This window comes from Microcystis sp. M090S1, from assembly GCF_020246295.1.
In the GTDB taxonomy this organism is placed as follows: domain Bacteria; phylum Cyanobacteriota; class Cyanobacteriia; order Cyanobacteriales; family Microcystaceae; genus Microcystis; species Microcystis aeruginosa.
The window spans coordinates 1-7609 of record NZ_JADBTF010000119.1; the positions used below are offsets into that span (position 1 = coordinate 1).

Below are 7609 nucleotides of genomic sequence, written 5' to 3' on the forward strand. Positions count from 1 at the left end.
AGGCCGAATTTGAATTCTTTTCTGAACAAAACCCCCTACTATCTGTTGTCAAGGTTCAGTTTTTAGCTTGGTTATCGCTTTTTCCATTGTAGCTTAAAGCCGTCCTAAAAGGACGGGGTTTTAACCCAAATTTTCGATAAATGTCCACCGGCCCAGACGGTCGCCCCTAGGCTGTGGAGAATTACTAAAATTTTGAACAACATGGGTTTCTCTCAGTCATGATTTGCTAACTTATAGTACTTGGTGCGGCTATTTTCGAGTATTCAGTAACAATAGATACAGAAAAAATCCTGATATCTTCTCCTTACTAAAAAATATGGATTTAATTTTATGTCATCAAACGGCGGATTTTGACGCTTTGGGGGCAGCGGTGGGTTTATCGTTGCTGAAAGCGGGTAGTCGCATTGTGTTAACGGGGGGAGCGCACCCGACGGTGAGGGAATTTTTGGCCCTGCATCGGGATGAATTCGCTTTAATTGAACTGCGTAGTGTCAATCCGGCCTGTATTCGCTCTTTAATTATCGTTGATAATCAGTGGCGGGAGCGTCTGGGAAAAGCTTCCCAGTGGCTCGATTTAGGGCATTTACAGGCGATCGAATTGTATGATCATCATTTGGATAGTGAAAGCGATATTCATGCCTCTAGCGTCCATTTAGAAGCGGTGGGAGCCACCACGACTTTAATTGTCGAAGCTTTACAAAAAGCCCACATTCAACCAAACTCGATGGCAGCGACGGTAATGGCACTCGGTATTCACGTTGACACGGGTTCCCTGACTTTTGCCGGTAGTACCCCCAGGGATGCCTATGCTTTGGCTTGGTTAATGACCTGTGCTGCTAACATTAAAACGATCGCCCAATACTGTCAACCGAGTTTTTCCCCGCGCTTACAGGAGTTATTTAGCCTTGCTTGGGAAAATCTAGAGATTAAAACGATCCATGACCGTAAAATCGCCCACGTTCTCCTCCATACTGCCGATTTTATCCCCGGTTTGTCTAGTGTGGCCGAGCGCCTACTGGAATTATCCGATAGTGATGCGTTACTTTTCGGCCATAGTTATAGTAAAGACGAGGAAGATAATTCTCGACAGCGTTTAACTGTGATCGGTCGCTCTAGAATCGATGGGGTGAATCTATATCGGCTTTTTTCCCCCTATAACGGCGGTGGTCATGCTCAGGCCGCTTCGGTGAGTTTTCGCGATGTTCAGCCAGTTCAACAGTTAAATCAACTACTGGGGGACTTAATTGCTCAAATTCCCCCTTCTCCCACCGCTAGGGATTTAATGTCTTCCCCAGTGCGAACAATTCGTCCCGATACTTCCATATCTCAAGCCGAGCGCATCCTTTTCCGTTACGGCCATTCGGGTTTATCGGTGGTAGATGAGCAGGATCGCTTAGTTGGGGTGATTTCTCGTCGTGACCTCGATTTAGCTCTCCATCACGGCTTTTCTCGCTCTCCCGTGAAGGGATACATGACTTGTAATCCGAAAACTATTACCCCCGACACTTCCCTTCAGGAAATCGAGTCGCTGATGGTAACGTACGATTTGGGGCGTTTACCCGTACTAGAAAACGGGCAGTTAGTCGGTATCGTCACTCGTACAGATGTATTAAGACAGATTCATCAAAATGAGCGGGTGCGTTTTGAAGGGGTTGCTTTGGTTTCCTGTCTTTTACCGGCGATTAAAGAGCGTTTAGAGCCGATTTTATGGTCATTCCTGCAAGCTGCCGCCACTGCCGCTCAAAAACGCGGTTGGCATCTCTATCTGGTTGGGGGTGCGGTGCGCGATTTATTGTTAGCCACAGAAAGGGATACTTTATTGTTACAGGATATCGATTTAGTGGTGGATGGCTGCCATCGCGCCGCCGGTGTGGGTGCGGGGGTGGAGTTGGCTAATTGTTTACAGGAAATTTATCCGGGGGCCCGGTTATCGATTCACGGGGAATTTCAGACGGCGGCTTTGTTATGGCACAAAGACGAGCGTTTTGGCTCGTTATGGGTGGATATCGCCACGGCACGCACGGAATTCTATCCCTATCCTGCCAGCAATCCCCAAGTGGAGGCTAGTTCGATTCGACAGGATTTGTATAGAAGGGATTTTACAATTAATGCTCTGGCAATTCGCCTAACTTCGCCGAAAGAGGGGGAATTACTCGACTTTTTTGGCGGTATGTTGGATTTACGCGCCCAACAAATCCGGGTTCTCCACGCTAATAGTTTTATCGAGGATCCGACGCGCATCTATCGAGCGGTGCGTTTTGCCACTCGGTTAGGATTTGTTATTGAACCCTTGACAGAAAGCTATATTAGGTATGCGATCGAAAGTGGAGTTTATGATCGCTCACGGCAACAAAATCAGAATGCACCCGCTTTACAGTCCCGTTTAAAAGCGGAGTTGAATTATATTTTAGAGGCGGATTACTGGGAAAGTGCCTTAGAAAAGTTGGCCGATTTGGGGGCTTTGCACTGTTTACACGGGGATTTAAGTTTAAATCGGGCTTTATGGCGACAATTGCGCTGTCTCAGTCCTTGGTTAGATTGTTTAAGTCTGGAATTGCCGGTGAATGCTTGGTTAATGCGGTTGGAATTATTAATCGCTTCTCTGGCTATGGAGGAAAGAATAGCGATCGCTAATAATTTACAATTGCCCAAAGATACTGTGGAGCGTTTACAAAAACTAGAAGTTATGGAAAGAGAGATTAGCAATAATTTTGCTTATGATCGACCCGTTAGTCAAATTGTCAGCTTTTTCAACGGTTATAAGGTTCCTAGTTTGTTACTGGTGGCGGTGAGGAGTGAGACTAGGATGCGGGCTTTAATCTGGCAATATTTAACTAAATGGTCGCAGATCGAGGCTCCTATCGACGGCAATGACCTAAAAGCTTTGGGTTATCAACCGGGTCCCCAGTTTAAATCGTTACTTGCGGCAGTCTTGGGGGCAACTTTAGATGGAATAGTCAGCAATAAAAGCGAGGCTATGGCTTTTATTGCTAGATTAACTAAGTCAGCAGATTAGGTATCGGCTGCCCCTTCATTTTCCGAAGATTGTCTTTGATCGCTGGAATAACCGCCTCTACCTCCTCTAGTGGTGGTACGATTAGAGGCAGCCCGGAATTGACGAGCGTAGGCGCGGTTGCGTTCAGCTTTTTCTTTTTTCAAATTACGACGTTTAGCCACAAGAATCTCCTTGGGATAATAGATAGACAAGCGGGGAAACGAGCGCTCGCTCCCCCTATTGACATTGACACTCTCCGCCCTAAAAGTGCGGAGATTCTTGGGCTGAATCCTGCCTCCACTAGCAACGCTAATTTTGGTCTTACGGTTTCATGTCTAGTCCGACTACACCGATAAGGCAAGCACTCTTATGGACTACTCCCCAAGCGTAAATTTCTGTGTGTCCCACAGTATTTAATTGTTTTGCGTTCTTACAGTTTGGACTTAATTGAACACCATTGACTGTTAGAAATTTTGAGATCACGGAGTAGGACGTTTAACCTGTTTCCTCACGTTCTCACGCTCGGAACCACCGACAAACATTCTCGCACAAAGCCGTCCTAAAAGGACGGGGTTTTCAACCCAAATTTCCGATCACCTAGAATGGTTACGGTCGGGGATTAGTAGCGACGCTCCCGATTGCGATCGCCGCCAGCACCGAAGGAAGATCTGGGTTCTTTTTCACGAGCTTGATTGACTTTTAATTCTCGTCCCATCCATTGAGCGCCGTCAAGAGCGGCAATAGCGGCCGATTCTTGCTCTGGGGTTTCCATTTCCACGAAAGCGAACCCGCGTTTTCTTTTCGTTTCCCGATCCATGGGGAGGTGAACGCGCTTAATTTTACCATATTCGGTAAAAACCTCCACTACGTCTTCTTGGTCAACCTCGAAGGGGAGATTACCAACATAAATTGACATAAAACCTATCCTTGCACAGATAAAAACAACAGATTTGTAGAGAACCAAGATTTCGGGAACTAGCTGAACCAATACTAAACAGAAACGCTTTGACCATTAATACTGACAACGAGCCGCAGTGCCGACTTTTATTCTCAATTTCCATCCTAGCACATAGCTATTAGCTTTTATCGATTCTGCCTGTCTCGCCACCCGAGCAGATAAACTAGACTAGAATGCTGCCCTATAAAATGCCCTAATTATGAGTTTATCCCCCCATCCGATCGAAACTGCCCTAAAAACCCTGGCAGCGAAAGCGGAAAATTCCATCGAACCAACAACAACCCTAGAAGACTTAGAACAGCTAAGGGTGAATTATCTGGGTAAGAAAGGAGAATTATCGCAGATTTTACGGGAAATGGGCAAATTAACCCCCGAAGAGAGACCGCGCCTCGGTGCGATCGCTAATGAGGTCAAAGAATTAGTACAATCGCTGCTGGAATCCCGGCGAGAAAGTCTCCAGAATGCCCAAATTAAGGCGAAATTAGCGGCGGAAACCCTCGATGTCACCCTGCCTGCTCTTAGCCGTCCTTTAGGGCGAATTCACCCCTTAAATAGCACAGTTGATCGCATGATCGATATTTTCGTCGGTCTGGGTTACAGCATCGCCACCGGGCCGCAGGTAGAAACAGATTATTATAATTTTGAGGCTTTAAATATCCCTGCTGACCATCCGGCCCGGGATATGCAGGATACTTTTTTCTTGAGTGATGGTCGTTTATTGCGGACCCATACCTCTCCGGTGCAGATTCGCTACATGGAAAGTCACGAACCCCCGATTCGGATTGTGGCCCCGGGCCGCGTTTATCGTCGCGATACTGTGGATGCAACCCATTCCGCGGTTTTCCATCAAGTGGAATTATTAGCGGTAGACCGGGGATTAACCTTTACGGATTTGAAAGGAACAATTAAAGAATTTCTTAAGCAAATGTTTGGGGCCGATTTACCGGTTAAATTCCGCGCTTCCTACTTCCCTTTTACTGAACCCTCGGCCGAGGTAGATGTGCAGTGGAAAGGCAAATGGTTGGAGGTGATGGGCTGTGGTATGGTGGATCCCAATGTCTTAAAAGCAGTCGGTTATGACCCCCAAATCTATACGGGTTTTGCTGCTGGTTTTGGCGTGGAAAGATTTGCTATGGTATTACATGAGATAGACGATATTCGCCGTTGTTATAATAGCGATATCCGCTTTCTCCGCCAATTTTAGGGGGATAAACCCGATGGTCAAGAGTGAAGATTTAACCAAAAAAAGACTCCTATCCGTGGCTTGTCATGCTTCGATCCTTTTGAGTGCTACGCTGGTATCGGTGGGGATTCCCTTAGCTATTTATTTCATTTCTGATGATGGAACGGTGAAGGAAAACGCCAAAGAAGCTTTAAACTTTCACCTGAATATGTGGTTATACTACCTAATTGCCGGGATTCTAATTTGGGTTTTAATCGGTTATTTGCTTTTAGCGATTCTTGGTGTGGTGAACATTGTTCTCCCCATTCTTGCTATCCTGCAAGTCTGGAAAGATGCTTATAAGGTTTTCCGCTATCCTTTTATTTTCCGGGTTCTTTAATTAATCATCGGGGTTGAACAGGTTTCAACCCTGGGTGCATCTCATTTTTGTAAATCTGTTGAGTTGGGATTTTTAAATGTAAACTATCTTCTAAAATTGGTAATTACTTCCGATTTTATCACTCAATCCAAGTCTTTGGGGGGTTCTACCCCCCAAACCCCCCGTTGGGGGCGTGGCGCCGCCCCCAAACCCCGGAGCGCATTAGTTTTTCGGTGGGATGCTTACACGCAGCTGCTGATATATTTGTAATAATTTAAAAGTCACTGATAATTGCTGATTGTCCGTATTTCTGCAAATGTGAGATGCAGCCTCAACCCCTTTTTAGTCCTATTCCCACTAGAAAAATAGCCTCTGGAGTTTATAGAGTTCTTGCATAATTAATTTTTGAGAGTGCAAAAATGAGAAAAATAGACATAAAATTGCGTAAAATCCCTAAATAGAGCATTTAATTGATTAATGCTCATTCTTAATTCTCCTGACGACCGGCTACTGGCTCCTGACTCCTCACCTAAAGGAAGATTTTTGATTTTTGCAAGAGGTCTTATGACTAAAATTGTCATCATCGGTGCGGGAATAGTGGGGGCCACCATTGCCTACGAATTAAGCGCCATCGAAGGATTAGAAATTACCCTCATCGATGAAAAAAAACCAGGACAAGGAGCAACCGGAGCAGCCTTAGGGATTTTAATGGGGATTATCAGCCATAAAACTAAAGGTAGAGACTGGAAACTGCGGCAAGAAAGTTTAAAACGTTACGAAACCCTCCTTCCTGAGCTAGAATCCCTCACCGGACTGACTATTCCCTGTAACCGTGATGGTATTGTCCTACTGCGATCGAGTGCCGAAGACGAAGAAAATTGGCGCAAGTTAGCCCAAATCCGCCAAGAACAGGGATATTGTCTAGAAATATGGGATAAAGAGACTTTAACCCAAAAATGTCCCCAGGTGGCCAGCGATCATCTCCAGGGTGCTATCTATTCTCCCAGGGATCATCAAATTAATCCGGCCCTGCTCACGGAGTCTCTCGTCGATGCTGCGGCAAGAAGGGGGGTTAAATGTCAATTTGGGGTAAAAGTTGAAAATTTCGGGAAGACAGAGCTTCAAGGCTCTAATTTGAGGGAATGCACCCAGGTTTATAGTTCCAATGGTATAGAGGAAACAGACTTTTTGATTCTTTGTGCGGGAATTGGTTCCACTGCTTTAACCGAAACTCTTACCCATCCAGTGGAAATCCGACCGGTTTTAGGGCAAGCTTTACAGATAAAATTGACGCAACCCCTAGAAAGTTCCGATTTTAAGCCGATTTTAACGGGAAATGACCTGCATATTCTGCCTTTGGCCGGAGCAGAATACTGGATTGGAGCAACGGTGGAATTTATGGACGAAAAGGGCGAAATTATCGCCGATACTGCCCTATTAGAACAAGTGTATCAAAAGGCGATCACTTTTTGTCCCTCTTTGGCTGCGGGTGCGATCGTGCGTACTTGGTCGGGTAAGCGACCGCGACCAGAGAAAAAATCCGCTCCCATCATCGAATATTTGCCCGGATACGATAACGTTATTCTGGCCACGGGACACTACCGTAACGGGGTTTTATTGGCCCCCGCTACCGCTAAAATCGTCAGGGAAATGTTAAGTGGTAAGTTAGGGTTTGCTGAAAAAGTTTGTTGATGGGGTTAGGAGTCAGTATTCGGCTTTTTTCTCCCCTCTCTACAATAATTACTCGCAGCCAGAAATACGTTGGTCACTATCATACTTTGTGCTTTTTGTCAAAAAAACTTTTTTTTTGCAATAAAACTACATAAAAAAAAGATCATCGTTGTGGGTGAAATTGACTGATTTACCCGTCTTGATTAGGATCACCTTCTAGGTGTGGCAAGGGTTTCAAGCATTGCTGCCTAAAAAAGCATAAAATAGCCCATTATGAAATTCTATCAAATCGCTGTAACCTTGATAACATCGTTGTTAAATAAAAATCTTTCTCAATTAATTCTTAAGAATTTATAAATATTGCGGAATGTTAATTTAAATATTCTCAAGTTTTTGCAGTCAATAAATAATTTTTGCTTATCTTTGTCGGAAAATAGAACTCTC

6 protein-coding genes and 1 pseudogene are annotated in these 7609 nt (G+C 45.0%); 4 read left to right on the top strand and 3 right to left on the bottom strand.

The annotated features are described in order from the left end of the window. Positions 1-137: 137 nt before the first annotated feature. Positions 138-203, bottom strand: a pseudogene (locus IM477_RS22940) (copper resistance protein CopD); the annotation flags it as partial. 113 nt (positions 204-316) lie between these two features. Between IM477_RS22940 and IM477_RS05515 the strand changes: the two are divergent. Beyond that, entirely contained in the window at positions 317-3016 is a 2700-nt protein-coding gene (locus IM477_RS05515; protein WP_287730852.1) for a CBS domain-containing protein, read from the top strand. Here the strand turns inward: IM477_RS05515 and IM477_RS05520 are convergent. Further along, complete coding sequence (locus IM477_RS05520; RefSeq protein ID WP_002733784.1) at positions 3013-3177, bottom strand: Asl3888 family RNA-binding protein; 165 nt, start codon at positions 3175-3177, stop codon at positions 3013-3015. The two genes, IM477_RS05515 and IM477_RS05520, sit on opposite strands and share 4 nt — an antisense overlap. Before the next feature lie 437 nt (positions 3178-3614). Beyond that, complete coding sequence (gene rbp, locus IM477_RS05525; RefSeq protein WP_045361151.1) at positions 3615-3911, bottom strand: RNA-binding regulator; 297 nt, start codon at positions 3909-3911, stop codon at positions 3615-3617. Between the two features lie 241 nt (positions 3912-4152). Here rbp and pheS point away from each other — a divergent pair, with 241 nt between their 5' ends. The 3 genes from pheS to IM477_RS05540 all read left to right on the top strand — a co-directional run bounded on the left by pheS (position 4153) and on the right by IM477_RS05540 (position 7186). After that, positions 4153-5157, top strand: coding sequence for a phenylalanine--tRNA ligase subunit alpha (gene pheS / locus IM477_RS05530; protein ID WP_147073342.1), 1005 nt, complete (start codon positions 4153-4155; stop codon positions 5155-5157). Between the two features lie 13 nt (positions 5158-5170). Continuing rightward, positions 5171-5515: a DUF4870 domain-containing protein gene (locus tag IM477_RS05535; RefSeq protein ID WP_004157929.1), complete on the top strand. Its 345-nt coding sequence runs from the start codon at positions 5171-5173 to the stop codon at positions 5513-5515. Positions 5516-6058: 543 nt separating this feature from the next. Next, positions 6059-7186, top strand: coding sequence for an NAD(P)/FAD-dependent oxidoreductase (locus tag IM477_RS05540; RefSeq protein ID WP_287730853.1), 1128 nt, complete (start codon positions 6059-6061; stop codon positions 7184-7186). Positions 7187-7609 lie beyond the last annotated feature (423 nt).

What these genes read in the sequence shown, in the direction of transcription:
- IM477_RS05515 (WP_287730852.1), top strand. Translation starts at nt 317, where the DNA reads ATGGATTTAATTTTATGTCATCAAACGGCGGATTTTGACGCTTTGGGG.
- rbp (WP_045361151.1), bottom strand. Translation starts at nt 3,911, where the DNA reads ATGTCAATTTATGTTGGTAATCTCCCCTTCGAGGTTGACCAAGAAGAC.
- pheS (WP_147073342.1), top strand. Translation starts at nt 4,153, where the DNA reads ATGAGTTTATCCCCCCATCCGATCGAAACTGCCCTAAAAACCCTGGCA.
- IM477_RS05535 (WP_004157929.1), top strand. Translation starts at nt 5,171, where the DNA reads ATGGTCAAGAGTGAAGATTTAACCAAAAAAAGACTCCTATCCGTGGCT.
- IM477_RS05540 (WP_287730853.1), top strand. Translation starts at nt 6,059, where the DNA reads ATGACTAAAATTGTCATCATCGGTGCGGGAATAGTGGGGGCCACCATT.